A 17,700-nucleotide genomic window follows, 5' to 3' on the forward strand; every position below is an offset into this window, starting at 1 on the left:
TACCTATACCGAAGACGGTTTTACCCTAGATAACCTGTCTACTCCTAATCCCTTTGGAGTTTTTGGCACTCAGGAACCTCGTTACGCTGGTTCTACCGCATTATTCAATGGTACGCCTGGTGGAATCACCAGATTAACCCAAAATGGCGGAGGCTTATTTGACTTAAATTCTATTCAACTAACTAGCCTCAATGGTAGTTATAGTGTGACTGTCAATTTTACAGGAACAAAGGCCGATTCTAGCACCGTTACCCAATCTTTTACTACCGATGCAATTCTTAGTACCCTAGAAACTTTTACCTTTAATTCTAGCTTCACTAATTTAGTATCTGTTCAATGGATTCAGGCAGACCCGTTTCATCAGTTTGATAACATCAATGTCACTCCGGTTCCCGAACCTTCGGCAATTTTAGGATTATTGGGTTTAGGACTTTTGGGCATCGGTTCTCAATTCAAACAAAAACGATAAATTGACAAGTGTGGGGATGGGATGTTTACCATTCCAACTTGAGGAAAAACGCGCTCTAGAAACCTTCCAAATTTAACTCTTAATTTGACTAAACAATTTTTTTAAAATTCCCCAGCAATTACTCAAAAAATTTGACATCTTATAGCGGACAGGTAAAAATAAGTAGTCGTGCAAAATTAATTTCCTAGTGAAGATAGGCAAGAGGCAAGAGGCAAGAGGCAAGAGCGGGGTTAGATATGTGTAATTAATTTTGCCTAGGTACTTAAAAACTTTTCTCTGCCAAGGCACCGATCGATAGGATAATTAATAATCGGAACATCTGCTCTGAGAATATGTCTCTCGATCGCCGTCAATTTCTTTATCTTTTAGGTGCTACCCTTGGCACAGCCACTCTTGCCGGTTTTAACTCTGCAGCTTTTGCCGCTACCGGTCCCTATAGTCTCATTGCCCTACCCTATAGCTATGATGCTCTAGAACCTTATATTGATAAGGAAACGATGCAATTTCATCACGATAAACACCATGCAGCCTACGTTAATAATCTCAACCTGGCAGTGGCAAAATATCCAGAATTGCAGAAAAAAACAGTAGTAGAATTAATTAAAAAGCTTGACTCTTTACCCGCCGATCTTCGCACCACTATCCGCAATAATGGCGGCGGCGATCTTAATCATACGATGTTTTGGCAGATTATGTCCCCCGATGGCGGTGGCGAACCAACAGGAGAAATAGGAGCGGCAATAATCGCTAAATTTGGCAGTTTCGAGGAATTTAAAAACGCTTTCAACCAAGCTGGTACTAAACTTTTTGGCAGTGGTTGGACATGGTTGGTGTTAAATAAGTCAGGACAACTAGAAATTACCAGCACTGCTAACCAAGATAGCCCGCTAATGATGGGATTACAGCCAATTATGGGCAATGATGTCTGGGAACACGCCTATTACTTAAAATATCGTAATCAACGGGCTGAGTATTTAAAACAGTGGTGGAATGTGGTTAACTGGGAGGAGGTAAATCGCCGCTATCTTCAGGCAAAAGCTTAACGATGACAACTTTTACGGTAACAGTTCCCGCTACCACTGCTAATATTGGGCCCGGCTTCGATTGTCTCGGAGCGGCCTTAACCCTATATAATCAGTTTACTTTTACCCTGCTGCCGGCAACGACAGCTAACCCTGTCAGCATTAGTGTCAAGGGAAATGAATCAGCTAAAGTTAGCCAAGGTGCTGATAATTTAATCTACACTTCTTTTTTGCAAGTTTATCAAAAAATAGGACAGAATCCGCCCCCTATCGCCATCGAGATCGGTTTAGGGGTTCCTCTGGCTAGAGGTTTAGGTAGTTCTGCCACTGCTATTATCGGTGGGTTAGTGGCTGCTAATCAATGCGCCGGAAATCCTTTATCTATGGGGGAAATCGAAGCATTAGCGATCGCATTGGAGGGTCATCCGGATAATGTGGTGCCAGCTTTGCGGGGCAACTGTCAGCTATCGGCAGGTGACAGCACAAATTGGGCTATTTGTCAAGTATTTTGGCAAAAAAATCTCATTCCCGTCCTAGCGATTCCCGATTTTGAACTGGCTACGGAAAAAGCTAGGGCGGTTTTACCCGAAAAAATTAGCCGTCAGGAGGCAATTTTCAATATTTCCCGCTTGGGTTTATTATTGCGGGGATTAGAGACGGGTAACGGCGATTGGCTGAGAATTGCCCTAGAGGATAAACTGCATCAACCCTATCGCCAATCTTTGATCCCGGGTTACGAAAAGGTGAAAAAAGCCGCCATTAACGCGGGTGCTTACGGGATGGTAATTAGTGGCGCGGGTCCGAGCCTATTGGCTTTAACTAACCCCGACAATGCCCAAAAAATAGCCACAGAGATGACCAATGCTTGGGAGGAAGTGGGGATTAACTCCAGCGCCAAAATTTTGGCTTTAGATACCCTAGGGGCCCAAGTAAACTGTTATGAATTATAAATTATGAATTATGAATTATGAAGTGGGGTGTGGGAATTATGAATTATGAATTATGAATTGGGGAGGTGGGGAAGTGGGGAAGTGGGGAGAAAAAAGCTGCCTCCTGCCTCCTGACTCCTGACTCCTGACTCCTGACTCCTAACCCCACCAACAAACTTTTTCAGCAAACCCTAATTATTAAGAAAATGACGCGAATTACCGTTATTGGTGCAGGGATTGGCGGACTAACGGCGGCGGCATTATTGGCGCGTCGAGGTTATCAAGTCACAGTATATGATCAGGCGCTTGTCCCCGGGGGTTGTGCCTCGACTTTTTGCCGTCGGGGTTTTACCTTTGACGTGGGGGCAACTCAAGTGGCAGGATTAGAGGTAGGGGGCATTCATCAGCGCATTTTTGCCGAATTAGGGATAGATTTACCCGATTCTGTCCCCTGCGATCCTGCCTGTGCCGTTTTTCTGCCGGGGGAAACCACTCCGATTAATGTCTGGCGCGATCCGCAAAAGTGGCAAGAGGAAAGACAAAAACAATTTCCGGGCAGCGAACCTTTTTGGCAATTATTACAAAAACTCTTTCAAGCAAGTTGGCGTTTTCAAAGTCGCGATCCAGTTTTACCCCCGCGCAACTGGTGGGATTTAGGGCAATTAATCGCCGCTTTGCGTTTAGATACTGCCATTACCTTCCCCTTTACTTTGATGACTGTGGGCGATGCTCTGCGATTATACGGCTTAGAGAGGGATAAACGCCTAAAAACCTTTCTTGATCTCCAGTTAAAGCTTTATTCCCAAGTTAATGCCGATGAAACCGCTTTACTTTATGCCGCCACCGCTTTAGCAGTTTCTCAGTCTCCCCAAGGTTTATCCCACCTTCAGGGTAGTATGCAAGTATTAAGCGATCGCCTAGTAGCAGCTTTGGAAAAATACGGCGGTAAATTGCAAATGCGCCACACAGTGGAAAAAATACTGACAGAAAAGGGAAAAGCCACGGGAATTATCGTCATAAATCAAAAAAATGGTCAAATATATCCAGAAATGGCTGATGAGATTGTGGCTAATATCCCGATCCAAAATTTACCACAATTAATCGATCGCGAAGCCATTCCCAGTCTTTATCACCGGAGAATCGAAAAACTTCCCCCCGCATCCGGTGCTTTTGTGGTTTACTTAGGAGTCGATCGCGCTGCTATTCCCCCCGATTGTCCCCCCCATTTACAATTTCTCTACGATTACGATGGCATAATCGGCGAAAATAACTCTTTATTTGTTTCCGTGAGTAAAGAAGGGGATGGCCGCGCACCAGTGAGAAAAGCGACGATTATTGCTTCTTCCTTCACCGATACCAGTCTTTGGTGGCGAAAAGGAGAAGATAATTATCAGCAATTAAAAGCAGCATACAGCCAAGAGGCGATCGATCGTCTCGGTAATTATTTCCATCTTAATCCTGATCACATCGTTCACATCGAATCAGCTACACCTCGCACTTTTGAACGGTTTACGGGGCGAAATCAGGGCATTGTCGGCGGTATTGGTCAAAGATTGTCCACTTTTGGCCCTTTTGGCGTAGCGACGCGCACTCCGATCCCCCATCTTTGGTTAGTGGGAGATTCCACCCATCCGGGAGAAGGCACTGCCGGAGTCAGCTATTCGGCACTAACCGTAGTTAGACAGATTGAGAATAAATTATTAGCTTCTAGTTAGCGGGAATTATGAATTATGAATTATGAATTATGAATTATGAATTATGAATTATGAATTATGAATTGGGAAGAATAAATAAAAGCAATCTTCTGAATACTGAATACTGATAACTGATAACTGATAACTGTTAACTTACCCACTGATAACTGATAACTGATAACTGATAACTGTTAACTTACCCACTGATAACTGATAACTGATAACTGATAACTGTTATAAAGCGCCGGCTGCCGTGCGATCGAGTATTCCCGATCCTAGATGAGAGGTAATATTAATTGCTTGTAGGACAGGTTGAGAGTCAACTCCTTTGGGATAATCGATAACGCTAACCGCGCCATTTCCCTGTTTAATATTCCAGAAATTAGCGGGTTTTAAACCCAATAAATAACAAAGAATCACCTTATTAATGGCATCGTGAGCTACCACCATAATTGTTTTAGGAGTATCGCTATTACTATAGGTTTTAACGATTTGCTGCCAACAAGCGATCGCTCGATCCCAAACTTCCTGTAAATTCTCCCCTTCCGGCATTTGCACGGTTTCCGGGGCATTTTTCCAGTCTTCTAACATCCCGGGGAAACTTGCTTCAATTTCCTCCTCTAATTTACCTTCCCAAAGTCCGTGACAGATTTCTGTCAGATCTACTTGGGTGTCTAAGGTGACATTGGGGTGATATTGCAGGATAATTTGGGCAGTTTCCTTGGGACGGGACAAAGGACTGGTGACAGCGTGATTGATCGGCGTTTCTCGCAGAAATTCGGCGGCTTTCTCAGCTTGAGCTTTGCCATTATCATTGAGAGGAATATCGCGCACACCTTGAAAACGTTTATCCCGATTCCATTGGGTTTCTCCGTGACGCACCAGCAGCAGCCTTGATCCTTGGAAAGGAGGACGCGGTGGGGGTAAAGCTATCCCTAAGTGTGCCGTTTGATTGAGGGATTCCACCTGGACAGGATCACCAAAATCACGCGTAAAATTGAGAACATTAACGCAACAGTTAGATTGTTGCAGGGAATGGTATAAGGAAACTGGAATACCGATGGCACTGAGGATTAAACAGCGATTAATGCCGTTATGGGCAACAATGAGGATAGTTTGGCCCTGGTGTTGGGGAATAACTTCTCGCCAAAAATCCTGCGCTTGTTGATAGAGGGAGAGAACGGGATAATGTTCTTGACCATCGGGCAGTATCATCTTAAATTCGTGAGGTTTTTGATGCCAATCCCGATATTCTTGGGGGTATTGAGCTTTTACCTCCTCTTTGACCATATTTTCCCAGATAGGCAGATCGATTTCTAGTAACTGCGAAGTGGGTTGAATGACGGGAGAGTTATTTAAACGAGACTGAATCACCTCAGCAGTAGATTTGGCTCTTTGGAGAGGACTACAGTAAAAAGCGGCGATATCGATTTGACTGAGGGCATTTCCCACTTTTTCCGCGTCCAGATGCCCTTTTTCCGTCAAAACCGAGCCATCACTGCGACCTTGTATTTTCTGCTGTGCGTTATAACTGCTTTGTCCATGACGAACAATAATCACACGGGTAGCCAAGCGGTTCAGTCTCCTTAACTAAAAGTCTCAATATCAGATTACAGGCGATCGGGATCGGAGTACAAATCAGTGATCAGTAATCAGTAATCAGTATAGAGCATTTGTACTGAAAGTTCTATACTCAGTTTCAAGGCAGCAGAGCATATCAAAACTTCCTGATATTACAATCTCTTTGGGATCAAGGGTTTGGCGGCTTTGTCAAGAAATCCTGACAATGTACTTGGTCAAAATCGGAATCTTGCTGTTTAATAGGTATTTATAACAAGCGATTCCCTTGATCCCCATCGAGTGGATTTCTCGTTCACAAAGCAATCGATGAGTAGTTAGAAGGATTATCCAGATCACTGCTTTTGCAAATGCCCAAAAACATTTGCCGTCGTAACTAATCGGAGAGTGTCAACTCATGGATTCAGAATACCCACCCTTAGATGAGATGACCTTGCGGCAACTGCGACGAGTTGCCAGTCAATACAGCATCTCTCGTTACAGTCGGATGCGAAAAACGCAGTTAATCGAGGCAATTACCCAAGCTATGGGAGTAAGCGGCAATTTTAAATCTATTATTAAAGAGGAAAAACCAGTGGAAGCAGCAAAATTTGAATTAGGTCAAGCTCACCCGATCGAAGATATCCTAGGTTCAGTGGATGATGGTTTAGGAGATCTGCCCGGGGGCTACGGTGAAAATCGCATTACCCTCCTACCGCGCGATCCTCAGTGGGCCTATGCTTACTGGGATATCCCCAACGAATCAAAAGAAGATCTACGTCGTCAAGGAGGACAACAATTAGCCCTGCGTCTTTATGATGTCACCGATATCGATCTCAATAGCCAAGGCGCCCACAGTGTCCAAGAATATCTCTGTGATGAATTGGCCCGGGAATGGTATTTACCGATTCCGGTCAGCGATCGAGATTATGTTATCGATATCGGTTATCGTTGTGCTGATGGACGTTGGTTAGTTTTGGCCCGTTCTCCTTTAGTGCGGATTCCTCCCGTCTATCCTTCCGACTGGATTGAAGATATTTTTGTCACCGTTAACTGGGAAGAAGAACTGGTGGGCAAAACCGTTTACGAACTCGTTCCCCCCAGCAAACGCTACGGCAGCAGTGCTGGAACCACGGGAACTAGCCCCATCTATGACCAAATTTTCGAGAGTGTCGGCGATATCGAGGCCCTACGGGTGGCTGGTTCCTTGTTTGGTTCCATGCAGCACGTCGCTGGTTCCGTACCGATGTCGGAAGTGATCAGTTCTTATGTATTCCCCTCTGGGGTTGGTATGTGGGCAGTTCCCACGGTATCGGGACTAACCGCTTCCGGTATCGGCATGACTGCTTCCGGCATCGGCATGGGTGCTTCGGAAACCCTACAACTTCCGCGCAAATTCTGGTTAGTAGCCGATGCGGAATTAATCGTCTATGGTGCCACCGAACCCGATGCCACGGTAACTATCGGTGGTCGTCCGATTAAACTCAATTCCGATGGCACTTTCCGCTATCAGATGTCCTTCCAAGATGGTTTAATCGATTATCCGATTATGGCCGTAGCCGCCGATGGGGAACAAAATCGTTCTATCCACATGAAATTCACCAGGGAAACCCCCTCTCGCAATACCAACACTAAAGACGAGGCGGTTCTAGAATGGTTATTCTAGATTGGGTTTTCTAACGTTACCAAAGCCAAACCAATTACTTCCCCCTAACTGAGATTTAGTTAGGGGATTTTTTTTGAGAAGATAACGGCTTTTATTCCCAAATCTGACAGCTTAAATCGCCCGATTTTTGGGAAAGACGCAGATTTTCGCCGTAATCGACGGGAACATCGATCACCGCAGGGACATCTTGCCGGAAAGCCTCCTCTAGTATTGGGATCAAATCCTGAGCAGATTCCACCCGATAGCCTTTTAATCCCATACTTTCGGCAAATTTAACAAAATCGGGATTACCAAACTTAATAAAAGAAGAAGTCCCAAAATGGTTAAACTGCTTCCATTCGATTAAACCGTAACCGCCATCATTAAAGATAAGAGTGACGAAGGGAGTTCCCACCCGCAAAGCTGTCTCCAATTCCTGACAATTCATCATAAAACCGCCGTCCCCCGTCACCGCCACAATGCGCTTATCGGGATGAACTAACTTAGCGGCGATCGCACCAGGGATAGCAATACCCATAGCGGCGAAACCGTTAGAAATAATGCAAGTATTAGGACAATCGGAGTGATACTGACGCGCCATCCACATTTTATGAGCGCCCACGTCACAAATAGCGATATCTTCCGGTCCCATCACCTGACGCAGATCGTAGATCAATTTTTGTGGCTTGATCGGAAAACCCGTATCATTGGCATAGGTTTCGTAATCGGCCCGAATTTCCGTCTTTAATCCCGCGGTGACAGGAGTTGGTTTATTCTGGCGATCAGCCCGTTTGAGGATATCGATGAGAGAATCGGTGATATCACCCACCACTTCCACCACCGGAGCATAACTGCTGTCAATTTCCGCCGGAGTCATGCCGATGTGAATAATCGGTAATTTCCCCTCTGGATTCCATTTTTTCGGGGAATACTCGATTAAATCGTAACCAACAGCGATAATTAAATCACTGCGATCAAAGGCACAACTAATCAAATCCCGTTGCTGTAATCCTACCGCCCAAAGAGCCAGAGGATGGGTATAGGGAATCACCCCCTTACCCATAAAAGTGTTAGCCACAGGGATATTCAAGGCCGTGGCGAATTCCGTTAAAGCTTCACTAGCATTAGCGCGAATTGCCCCATTTCCCGCCAAAATCAAGGGATTTTTCGCTTTAGAAATCACCGCCGCCGCCATATTCAAAGTCCGATAGGAAGCGTAAACTTTTTCCTGACTATCGAGGGGCAAAGGATGACCATCGGCAGCCATAGCGGCGATATTTTCGGGAAGATCGATGTGAACTGCTCCCGGTTTCTCACTTTGGGCGGTTTTAAAGGCTCTCCGTACCACTTCCGGGGTGATACCTGGCCGGACGATTTGTTTATTCCATTTCGTCACCGGGGCGAACATGGCCACCAGATCGAGATATTGATGAGATTCAATGTGCATCCGATCGGTTCCCACCTGGCCAGTGATAGCCACCAAGGGCGCCCCATCGAGGTTAGCATCGGCTACCCCTGTCATCAGGTTAGTCGCCCCCGGTCCTAGGGTGGAGAGACAAACCCCCGCTTTTCCCGTCAAGCGCCCATAGACATCGGCCATAAAAGCGGCACCCTGTTCGTGACGGGTGGTGATAAATTTGATCGAGGAGTTTTTTAGGGCTTCCAAAACATCGAGGTTTTCTTCCCCGGGTAGCCCAAAAATATACTCGACCCCTTCATTCTCTAGACATTTAACTAGAAGTTCGGCTGTGTTTAATTCCCCCATAATTCCCTCCTGTAGAGCTTACTTCATCAGTCAAGTCTCTAGAGATAGTTCATCCCGGCGGATTGAGGTTGTTGCGCTCAACTCGTCGGGATGATATCAGTAGACTATATGTACCAATGTAGCTGAATAAAATTTTGTTTAAGTCTATCCATATACCATTGTGACTTAGATCTTGACCGCTTAATAGATTAATTGGGGGGAATTTTTTTTAGGCCGTTAATTCTTCGGCGGCGTGGGCCAGTTGGGCGGCGACTTTGGCTAAATAGGGACGACTTAACCACCAGATAAAGGGGGACAGCCAACCGCGCAGGGTGACAGAATAGGAAATATAACTACCACAGAGGGTTGATTCTACTTGGTAGGTCATTTTCTGTTCCATACCGGGGATAGCGAGAACTCTGAGGCTGAGGAGTTCCCCGGGGCGGACATTTTCCACGAAAACCCGGATAGGAATGGGAGTCAGACGGGTGACAGCTTGATAGATTAACCCCGGTTTAGCGATTAAACCCAAGGGAACATCAGCCTTGGCGATCAAAGGATGCCAAGAGACATCGGCCACATTAATTAATTTTTGCCAGAGGACATCGACGGGGGCGCTACTGACCACCCGATAGGTTTTGTAGAGTGAAAACTTACAGAATAGTCTGCCTTTGGCCGCTACAATCCTTAGGGAAAAATTGAGAATCACCGATTGCCTCCCGCAAAAATAATCTAGGGAATCTTCTATTCTAGAAAATAAATGGCTTTCTGGGAGTGTGAGCTTTTTATAATTTTAACTTAGTGTCAGCAGAAGTCCCTCACTTGAGTGCGATCGGATGAATGCTCTATTTAATTTGGTATCATAACGTATCAAGTCGGAGCGATCGCTAGACTAAAGAGACAACCAAATAGCCTCCGATGCTTACCGTCCCCAACGACTGGGGGCAGCTATTCTCGCCGTCGTCAAGTTTTTCTCCTGTCAGAGTTTGATACAATTGTCTAGGATTGGGACTTCTGCAAGGGATTGGGATTATAGGGCTGATTTAGCCATTAGGTATTGTAAAGTTTCAATACAAATATGGTCATATATAGTCATTCATGGTAATATCTACAGACAAAACTATCAGACTAGGCAAAAAAAGCAGGAATAAGTTATCGAACGGCTTGGAGATGGTGGAAACAAGGAAATTTAACAGGTTATCAATTGCCTTCTGGTACAATTATCACAACGGATGACAACCCTTCAAAACCCGACGCTGAGTTAAAAGACAACGGACAATAATGTTAGTAGCCGAAAGACACATTATCAAGAAAAGACATCGATTTTGGGCTGAGATAGATAATTTATCTTGGCAGTCTAAAAATCTTTACAACTCAGCCAATTATTTAATCCGACAAAACTTCATTTATGGCCATGGCTATTTGACCTATAATCAGATGGCCTCTCTGATGAAAAAGACAGAACAGTATCAAGCTTTACCCGCTAAAGTTTCCCAACAAGTTTTGAGAGGATTAGACAAAAACTGGAAATCATTTTTTGCCGCTTCATCGGAGTTTAAAAGTCACCCCGATAAATTTCTGGGAAAACCCAAAATCCCCGGCTATAAGGAGCCAAAAAAAGGAAGAAATCTCTTAGTTTACACGATTCAAGCCCTAAGCAAAGTAGGTCTTAGGCAAGGAATAGTCAAACTATCAGGTACTTCAATTGCCTTGCCGACGAGAGTAGCAGAGCGCATAGCAGAAGTTAGAATAGTCCCTAAATGTGATTGTTATGTAATCGAGGTAATTTATGAGAAAACCGAACAGTTCTTAGCTCCTAATGAAAAGATAGCTGCGATAGATTTAGGCATAGATAATTTGATGGCTGTAACTTCAAATCAACCAGATTTTATCCCTTTGTTGATTAATGGCAGACCGTTAAAAAGCCTGAATCAATTTTATAACCAACGTCGGGCTAAGTTACAATCTCTGTTAAAAGGCAATCGTCAAAGTTCCCAGAGGATTCGCCGTTTAACTCGCTGTCGTAATCAGAAAGTAGATGATTATCTTCATCAGGCTAGTCGTTATTTAGTCAATCTCTTAGTTGACCAAGAGATAACAACTTTAGTAATTGGGAAAAATGACGGTTGGAAACAAGAAGTGAACTTAGGAAAAGTCAACAATCAAAAATTTGTGACCATCCCTCATGCTCGATTAATTGACAGGATTATTTATAAATGTCAATTAGTAGGAATCTCTGTGATTCTTCAAGAAGAATCCTATACCTCAGCTTCTAATTTTTTGAATGACGATCCTCTCCCTGTTTATGGACAGATAACTGAAAAACCCGTTTTTTCAGGAAAAAGAATTAAGCGAGGGTTATGTCGTACAGATAAGGGGATTCTGATTCAATCTGATGTCATGGGTTCCTACAATATTTTACGAAAAGCATTCCCAAATGCGTTTAACCGCTATGGGATAGAGAGGTGCGTAGTTCACCCAAGGAGAATTAATCTCTCGAAGTAAAAGTGAAAGGAATTTCTGAAATGGAATTCAGTCTGTCTATATTTGACTATACTTTTACTAACTATCTATTTCATGCTCAGACCCTCAATGAATAAATAGGCTGAAGCAGTTGAGTTTGCTCAAGTGTTCATAAACGCGATTGAGGATACAGTTGATCGGATTAGGGAGTTTCCAACCCTTAGGCTGTCATTGGTGTTCTCTATACAATCGAGCAAGACTAGAGCCTAATTTTGGCGATTATGCCTTGTAGTCGTGAGCCTGGGTACTGGGACAGTCGCATTTAGGCAGAAAAAATATACCCGTATAAAAGCAGGTAAAAATGACTTTTACAGAAGCGAAACACGAGTTTGACAATAAATACGGAACGGCAACAGAATACGACTGTTTCTTAACAGAGCATTTGACTTTTGGACGTAAGACCAGTTTCAAAAAGAAGAACGGACAACGAAACGAACAATATTACAAATGGCAATTCCTTTATTCTATTGTGCAGTCAGGACTTTTTGTCAAAGACTATATCGGGACAGAAGTTCAATTTCCGAAAGGCAACAGCTCTTCTGCACCGCTCAAACTTGACGGAGCAATATTTGACGATGTTACTTGGTTTGACAAATACAAAGACTACCACGAAAACGGGAACAATGAGAGTTTAGAGTGGCTTCGTGAACATTTGATTGTTGCACTTGAATTTAAAAAGAAAGACAACAAAAATGTTGCTGATGTTTGGGACAAACAACTCAAAGCCTATCTAAATGAAAGTCGCCGGCCTTTTTGTTTGGCTGTTTTGTATGACACCGAAAGACTTTATTTATTCCGTAAACACAACAATAAGTTTTTACGATACAGCGAAGAGTTTAACACCAAAGGCGAAGAAAGCAAAACAAAAGAACTTGCTTTGCACCTTCCCGACCCTTACTTAAATTTACCAAGTTTTGACGACCTTTTAGAATGGACAGAAACTCAAACTGTTGACCGTTCCAAAAGAGCAATCACCGACTTAGATATAATTTCAGGAGTTCATTCAACACAAATTAATGATGCTATGAGTAGCATTTTGCGAACAATGGACAAGGTTGGCATGGTAAACCAAAAAGGTTTTGAAATACTCATTCAAATTCTTTCGCTCAAAATCTATGATGAAAAAAGAAACGAAAGAACGCCAAAGCGTTTTTTAGACTTTTACATTACGGACGAAGAAAAGAATTTCAAAACCCTTGCAGATACACAATTGCAAGAATTTAGCCAACGTATTATCTCTCTAAGAAGTGAAGCATCGGGGAGTTATTACCTAATTTTAAAAGACAATCTGCTGAACGTAAAAAATGAAAACCATATCAAAGTTTTAATTGAAGTGGTTTATCAGTTTCAAGATTATTCTTTCGTTCGTTCACACAAAACCGACCTTTACCAGTTGGTATTTTACAAGTTTGCCACACCATTTTCAAAAGATCAAAACGCCCAATTCGTTACACCACTTCCGTTGATTGACTTTTTGGTAAACATTGTCAATCCGAGAAATGGCGAGACAGTAATTGACCCAACCGTAGGAATTGCCGATTTTCTTTCCGTTTCCTATGTGAATTCAAACAGCAAGTTGGACGACAACAACATTTTCGGAATGGACATTGATGACCAAATGGTAATGCTTGCCACTTTGAATATGCTTTTGAACGGAGACGGAAATGCTAAGATAAAAGCAAAAGCAGGTTATGGCTCTTTACTTTCCAAGTTTGACCACAAAGGCGATATTGTTGACCTTGTGCCAACAATGAACCAAAAGGGAAATTGGGACGAAAGACCAGACGACAACCAACTTAAAAAATTTGATGTAGTCCTCACCAATCCACCATTTGGTGAAGATAGAGCATTTGTGCCAAAAGATGATAAAGATTTGGAAATGATACAATGCTATGAGCTTTGGCACTTGTATAGCAACAAAGGCGAAGAAGAGTCACAAGCCAAAAAGAAGAAAGCCGAAAAACAAGCGAGTAAAATAGATTTAGGTGTAGTGTTCCTTGAAAATGCTTATCGCATTTTGAAAGAAAACGGCAGAATGGGAATTGTTTTATCTAACTCTATCGCCAGCATTGACACTCATAAAATTGCTCGTAAATGGTTGATGGACAAAATGCGAATTGTTGCTGTTTTTGATTTACCTGCCAATGTGTTTGCCGAAACAGGTGTAAATACTTCAATTATTGTTGCTTATAAACCAAACGAAAAAGAATTGACAAAACTGAAAGAGCGGAATTACCAAATCTTTGCAAAAGACATTCAAAAAGTTGGCTATGAAGTAAAGACAAGTAAACGGGTAAAATTCTTCTCACCTAACTATAAAATCAATTACGACAACTTTGAGATTGAAATTGACAAAGACGGAAGAGCTTTGCTTGATGAAGAATTTACCGAAACAATTGGAGAGTTCAAGAAATGGTGTTTGAGCCAAGAAAAACAATTACAGGACATTTTTATCAAGGCTAAGTAAGTTATGAGCAATAGTTACGTTAAAACACCAACAGCAATTTCATTTTCTGATATCGTTGAGAAAGAATTTACGCTTTCTTCTTCGCAGTATATGGATTTGGTCATGCCTAATGAAAATTTCCTTTATGTAAAGGATTTTTTGAGCAGACCATTACAGCGAAAAGATTTAGGGGTTGAAGTTGGTTCATTAAATTATATCGGGAAGTCAACACATTATTTTTTAAGAACAAAGGCACTACAACAACATTCGTTTTTACCTGAAATAACAGGCGAAACAGCTTTACCTATAATACCGAATTGCTTTGTCAGAATGAATTTAATAAAAGGTGACTTGATAATTTCTAAAGATAGCAATATTGGTGAAATCGTGATTTTGGATAAAGACTATCCAAACTTTATGCTTTCAGGTGCATTATACAAATTGCCAGTAAGTGATAAGAAGTTTTATCTATTGGCATTTATCAAACACAACATTTTTCGTGAGCAGTTGGACTTTATGGTTCCCAAAGGAGCAACCATTCGCCACGCAAAAACTTTGTTTTTGGATTGTAAAATCCCCATGCCAAACATTAATGCAGATGAAACAATCAAATTTGTTGAGTTGCTTACACAAGCTATTATTAACAAGGAACAACTAATAAAGGAACGACACGAAAAAATTCTACAACAAATTGAACAATAACTTTTAAATAATCAAAAATCAAACGAATTTAAGTTTGAATTACCAACTATCAATGAAATTGAAAATACAGGTCGTTTAGACACAAACTTATATCGTGAACATTTTAAGCAAATTGTTTTTCAGATACAGAACTATACAAAAGGTTTTCAGACTATCCATGAATTAGGTTTTTCACTTTCACGTGGGCAAAATTTACAAGTATCAAACATTGGTGACAGCGTTTATAGCAAAAAGAAATACAAGAATTTCTATACTCTAATGTTGTCTAAGTTTCTCTCAAAGTATGGCACTGTTGATAAAGTAGAATATTTAGGCAATCCCAATTCATTAAAGACCCTTAAAAAGGGTGATTTAATATTTGGTGCAGAAGGTTTTGAAAAAGGAAGATCAATCGTAATTATTGAAGAACAAGACAGGGTAATTACAAACATTCACGGCATTACTCTTCAGCAGGAAGAACACAACGTAAACAAAGCAATCTTTGTAAAGTGTTGCTTAGATTATCTCAGAAGTAAGGGACTGATTGACCTGTATGCAGTTGGTGGAAATGGCGGAAGTTTAGCTCAAAAATATTGGGACATAATTCCTTTCCCCAATTTCCCCGAACCCAAACAAAAAGAAATTGCCTTGCTCTATCACAATCCAGAAAGCATTTACCAAACAGAAACTTTTACCTTGGACAACTTTTTAGAACAGGACAACGCTTTCAATGAAACAGCAGGAATTTATGAGTTAGACAAGACAGCGAAACAGTTAAAAGAAATCCTAAACACAGCCATTGACGACATAGCAAACGACAAAGATGTAGAAATTTGTTTCTAGTAAATGCCCAAGAATCTGCTGCACCAGACGGCAATTATGCCGCGCTCCATTGCAGCTGTTGAGCTTTGTGGTTAGATCGACAGCTTAACACGGGTTACTTGTACTATATGCTAAAATCTGAACGCTAAGAGCTAACTTATCCCTCTTCTGTCAGAGGAGGAGAGTTAGAATAGAGAGAAAAGCCCTCAAAGCTAGATTTGGTATATGCTTAAGCCCATTAAAGGTTCGCTGCTATGAAATTCCGTCAATTGATGCGGGCAACAGAAAATAAATACAATCGGCTGCTGGCAAATCTAGTCTTGCTCTACATTATTTACCCATTTTTAGTATATCTACCCCTGGGAGATTTGCTAGTTTTCTTTTTCTTCTCCCTCTCCCTGATCATCGCCGTCTATCAGATCGATCGCAGTAAATTGGCTTTAAGATGTAATATCGGTCTGTTTCTAATTGCCCTCATCCTGCGAGTATTCGGCAGGATTATCCCTATTTATAGGGATTTAACCAGTTGGTTCGATCTGTCTAGTACATTAATTTCTCTAGCTTTTATTAGTTTATGCGTGTACTCGATTTTACGAGAATTAATTCTCGCCGAACAGGTAACATCCGATATCATCAAAGGGGGAATTTGTGTCTATTTTCTCTTAGGATTTTTCTGGGCATCCGCTTATAATATCGTCCAGATTTTCGACCCCGATTCCTTTAGCTCCGCCGCTAAAACCGTCAACCAGGCGGATCTACTTCATTTCAGCTTTACTACCCTGGCCACGGTTGGCTACGGTGATATAGTTCCTACCAGTAAAGTCGCTAGAGTTTTGGCCAATTTAGAAGGAATGACTGGAGTTCTCTATCCCGCCGTTTTTATCGCTCGTTTAGTCAGTTTACACAATGGTCGTTAACCAAAACAATCCATCGCCTTGGGGGAATATTAGATGATTATGCCTCGCTTCATGCCGATTCTTTCTTTACTTTTGCCTTGGGTCACTGCCGCAGGAGTCTTGGCGGAAATACCGACTCTATCCCAGGAAATCCGCCCAAAAACGGCGGAACAGGTGATCGAGCAACTCTGTGCTAATTTAACCAAACAGCGGTCGTTCACCGTCCATATGGATGTCACCTATGACGATATACTCGACTCCGGGGCGAAAGTTCAGTACAGTGCCTATCAAAACATCTGGGTAGAGAAACCCGATCGCCTGCGCTCGGACTACACTGGGGACGAACGAGTTACCCGCTTTTTTTACGATGGTAAAACCTTCACCCTTGCGGATATGGAACGGGATCTATACGTTACGAAACCGGCACCGAATACTCTAGATGAAGCCTTAGACCAAGTAGAGCAAAGGTACGGGATCAGCATTCCCATGTCAAATCTAGCAGCCAACGATCCCTGTGCAGATCTAATGGCTGATGTCAGACAAATTATTTTTATCGGCAACAACATGGTCAACGGCGAACAGATGTATCACCTGCTGCTGATCGGTAGCGATCGCGATTATCAAATCTGGGTCACGCAGGATGCCACCCCCCTACTGAGGAAAGCGATTATCACCTATAAAACTCTACCCGGTTCACCCCAGTACACGGCAATATTATCCGACTGGAATTTTAATCCCAGTACACCCGCCGATACTTTCACTTTCCAACCGGGATCAGAGTCGATCGGGATCGAACTTCTACCCCCTAGGGATAATCAATCCCAGCCATAAAAAAATCAAGGAGTCCGGGCCATGAAAAGATCTTTATGTCAAAACTTATGTGTTCTTGCCGCCCTCCTCTTGGGTACAAGTTTACTGGTAACGGATTATGTGGACGCTCGCGGTGGCGGTAGTCGTGGCGGTGGCGGTGGTAATCGTGGCGGTGGTGGAGCTTCCCCACGGGTTAGCCGCAGTAGTGATCTGCAAAACCGAGGGAATTTTAGTAATCGTTCCCAACCCTCTAGAGATTTTTCTGGAAGACAGGGTGAACGGCAAACCAGTCAACAAAACCGTCAAGGGGAACGCACGGAAAGACAGGGGGAACGGCAAACCAGTCAACAAAACCGTCAAGGGGAACGCACGGAAAGACAGGGGGAACGGCAAACCAGTCAACAAAACCGTCAAGGGGAACGCACGGAAAGACAGGGGGAACGGCAGGAGGAACGCAGCGAA

General features: G+C 42.7%; 14 protein-coding genes and 1 pseudogene. 12 read left to right on the forward strand and 3 right to left on the reverse strand.

Annotation, left to right across the window (positions count from 1 at the left end; all coding sequences use genetic code 11):
* The 4 genes from N0824_RS21470 to crtD form a co-directional block, all read left to right on the forward strand.
* A partial coding sequence (locus N0824_RS21470; RefSeq protein WP_233256476.1) for a PEP-CTERM sorting domain-containing protein occupies positions 1 to 469 on the forward strand: 469 nt, incomplete at its 5' end.
* Between the two features lie 332 nt (positions 470 to 801).
* The gene (locus tag N0824_RS17730; RefSeq protein ID WP_108937708.1) at positions 802 to 1,512 is read left to right on the forward strand and encodes a superoxide dismutase; all 711 of its coding nucleotides are present in this window, start codon (positions 802 to 804) and stop codon (positions 1,510 to 1,512) included.
* A gap of 2 nt (positions 1,513 to 1,514) precedes the next feature.
* A complete protein-coding gene (gene thrB, locus N0824_RS17735) occupies positions 1,515 to 2,441 on the forward strand; it encodes a homoserine kinase (RefSeq protein ID WP_108937709.1) in 927 nt (308 codons plus the stop codon).
* A 185-nt stretch (positions 2,442 to 2,626) separates the two neighbouring features.
* The gene (gene crtD, locus N0824_RS17740) at positions 2,627 to 4,135 is read left to right on the forward strand and encodes a C-3',4' desaturase CrtD (protein ID WP_108937710.1); all 1,509 of its coding nucleotides are present in this window, start codon (positions 2,627 to 2,629) and stop codon (positions 4,133 to 4,135) included.
* A gap of 213 nt (positions 4,136 to 4,348) precedes the next feature.
* Here crtD and N0824_RS17750 read toward each other — a convergent pair whose 3' ends face one another.
* A complete protein-coding gene (locus N0824_RS17750; protein WP_108937711.1) occupies positions 4,349 to 5,686 on the reverse strand; it encodes a histidine phosphatase family protein in 1,338 nt (445 codons plus the stop codon).
* Positions 5,687 to 6,089: 403 nt separating this feature from the next.
* Here N0824_RS17750 and N0824_RS17755 point away from each other — a divergent pair, with 403 nt between their 5' ends.
* On the forward strand, positions 6,090 to 7,337 hold the full coding sequence (locus tag N0824_RS17755) for a DUF4912 domain-containing protein (RefSeq protein ID WP_108937712.1): 1,248 nt from the start codon (positions 6,090 to 6,092) through the stop codon (positions 7,335 to 7,337).
* Between the two features lie 91 nt (positions 7,338 to 7,428).
* On the opposite strand, the gene N0824_RS17760 is transcribed toward N0824_RS17755, so the two are convergent.
* Complete coding sequence (locus tag N0824_RS17760; RefSeq protein ID WP_108937713.1) at positions 7,429 to 9,081, reverse strand: acetolactate synthase large subunit; 1,653 nt, start codon at positions 9,079 to 9,081, stop codon at positions 7,429 to 7,431.
* Positions 9,082 to 9,289: 208 nt separating this feature from the next.
* Positions 9,290 to 9,769: a hypothetical protein gene (locus N0824_RS17765; RefSeq protein ID WP_002782775.1), complete on the reverse strand. Its 480-nt coding sequence runs from the start codon at positions 9,767 to 9,769 to the stop codon at positions 9,290 to 9,292.
* 572 nt (positions 9,770 to 10,341) lie between these two features.
* On the opposite strand from N0824_RS17765, the gene N0824_RS17775 reads away from it, so the two are divergent.
* The 7 genes and pseudogenes from N0824_RS17775 to N0824_RS17810 form a co-directional block, all read left to right on the forward strand.
* Positions 10,342 to 11,565, forward strand: a complete 1,224-nt coding sequence (locus N0824_RS17775; protein WP_108937714.1) for an RNA-guided endonuclease TnpB family protein — start codon at positions 10,342 to 10,344, stop codon at positions 11,563 to 11,565.
* A gap of 319 nt (positions 11,566 to 11,884) precedes the next feature.
* Positions 11,885 to 14,050 (forward strand): class I SAM-dependent DNA methyltransferase, encoded by a 2,166-nt coding sequence (locus N0824_RS17785; protein ID WP_108937715.1) that lies wholly within the window; start codon positions 11,885 to 11,887, stop codon positions 14,048 to 14,050.
* A gap of 3 nt (positions 14,051 to 14,053) precedes the next feature.
* Entirely contained in the window at positions 14,054 to 14,731 is a 678-nt protein-coding gene (locus N0824_RS17790; protein WP_146184298.1) for a restriction endonuclease subunit S, read from the forward strand.
* Positions 14,732 to 14,992: 261 nt separating this feature from the next.
* Complete coding sequence (locus N0824_RS17795; RefSeq protein WP_146184299.1) at positions 14,993 to 15,553, forward strand: hypothetical protein; 561 nt, start codon at positions 14,993 to 14,995, stop codon at positions 15,551 to 15,553.
* 233 nt (positions 15,554 to 15,786) lie between these two features.
* Positions 15,787 to 16,449, forward strand: a complete 663-nt coding sequence (locus N0824_RS17800; RefSeq protein ID WP_108937718.1) for a potassium channel family protein — start codon at positions 15,787 to 15,789, stop codon at positions 16,447 to 16,449.
* Positions 16,450 to 16,482: 33 nt separating this feature from the next.
* Positions 16,483 to 17,259, forward strand: coding sequence for a DUF2092 domain-containing protein (locus N0824_RS17805; protein ID WP_108937719.1), 777 nt, complete (start codon positions 16,483 to 16,485; stop codon positions 17,257 to 17,259).
* A 21-nt stretch (positions 17,260 to 17,280) separates the two neighbouring features.
* Positions 17,281 to 17,700, forward strand: a pseudogene (locus N0824_RS17810) (hypothetical protein); the annotation flags it as partial.

Origin of the sequence: Microcystis sp. 0824 (assembly GCF_003112475.1) — a bacterium.
GTDB classification, from domain to species: domain Bacteria; phylum Cyanobacteriota; class Cyanobacteriia; order Cyanobacteriales; family Microcystaceae; genus Microcystis; species Microcystis aeruginosa_C.

Excerpts from the sequence above, each read along its gene's own strand:
- crtD (WP_108937710.1), top strand. The coding sequence starts at position 2,627 with ATGACGCGAATTACCGTTATTGGTGCAGGGATTGGCGGACTAACGGCG.
- N0824_RS17760 (WP_108937713.1), bottom strand. The coding sequence starts at position 9,081 with ATGGGGGAATTAAACACAGCCGAACTTCTAGTTAAATGTCTAGAGAAT.
- N0824_RS17805 (WP_108937719.1), top strand. The coding sequence starts at position 16,483 with ATGATTATGCCTCGCTTCATGCCGATTCTTTCTTTACTTTTGCCTTGG.
- N0824_RS17775 (WP_108937714.1), top strand. The coding sequence starts at position 10,342 with ATGTTAGTAGCCGAAAGACACATTATCAAGAAAAGACATCGATTTTGG.
- N0824_RS17800 (WP_108937718.1), top strand. The coding sequence starts at position 15,787 with ATGAAATTCCGTCAATTGATGCGGGCAACAGAAAATAAATACAATCGG.
- N0824_RS17730 (WP_108937708.1), top strand. The coding sequence starts at position 802 with ATGTCTCTCGATCGCCGTCAATTTCTTTATCTTTTAGGTGCTACCCTT.
- thrB (WP_108937709.1), top strand. The coding sequence starts at position 1,515 with ATGACAACTTTTACGGTAACAGTTCCCGCTACCACTGCTAATATTGGG.
- N0824_RS17755 (WP_108937712.1), top strand. The coding sequence starts at position 6,090 with ATGGATTCAGAATACCCACCCTTAGATGAGATGACCTTGCGGCAACTG.
- N0824_RS17790 (WP_146184298.1), top strand. The coding sequence starts at position 14,054 with ATGAGCAATAGTTACGTTAAAACACCAACAGCAATTTCATTTTCTGAT.
- N0824_RS17785 (WP_108937715.1), top strand. The coding sequence starts at position 11,885 with ATGACTTTTACAGAAGCGAAACACGAGTTTGACAATAAATACGGAACG.